Origin of the sequence: Leucobacter iarius, assembly GCF_039530105.1 — a bacterium.
GTDB classification, from domain to species: domain Bacteria; phylum Actinomycetota; class Actinomycetes; order Actinomycetales; family Microbacteriaceae; genus Leucobacter; species Leucobacter iarius.
Genome location: NZ_BAAAOB010000024.1, coordinates 1 through 575, shown reverse-complemented (window position 1 = coordinate 575; position 575 = coordinate 1). Strand labels below are relative to the sequence as shown.

The following is a 575-nucleotide window of genomic DNA, read 5'->3' as shown; positions in this document are numbered from 1 at the left end:
GGAACCTGGTCCTCACTCACCGGCCTTCCGGATGAGCCCGAAAATGGTGGGGCTGCTCTGCCCGTGTCACCGGAGACGGAATACCAGCGCCGGCGTTACACCCTGACGCTTCAGAATGGCCGGAGTGGGGAACGGGTGGAAAGTGTGCTGACGGAAGCGTCATCCCGTCTGCGTGGGGATCTGCTGAGAAACCTGATTATCACCGGTCTTGCCCTCCACACGACGGCGCCTGAACTGCCGCGCCTGCTGGCCAGTATGCCGGTACCGCCCACCTCGGTCAGTGAGCTGCAGGCACTGGTTCAGCAGATGGCCGGCACCGCTGACGTGAACAGGGCTGCAGCTGCAGTACCGGATACGCCGGCAGCATCTGCCGCGCCGGTGTCCGGGTCGGATACCCGGGAAATAAAGAAAAATATGCGGCGTGCATTCGGCGACTAACAGTACGAATCACATCCACTACTACACCGATTTCAAATGACTGGCATCCCAGGGCGGTTCTCATGTCACCAGGATTCAGAAATGTTCTCCGTCTCGCCCGCATTCCCGTCGACAGCAGTGAACCGGTGCGAAGAAAA

At 60.2% G+C, this 575-nt stretch carries 1 protein-coding gene; it reads left to right on the top strand.

Features of this window, described 5'->3' with window-relative positions; genetic code table 11:
• On the top strand, positions 1-438 hold a 438-nt coding region (locus tag ABD169_RS16095; RefSeq protein ID WP_344033622.1), incomplete at its 5' end, for a plasmid partitioning/stability family protein.
• Positions 439-575: the final 137 nt, after the last annotated feature.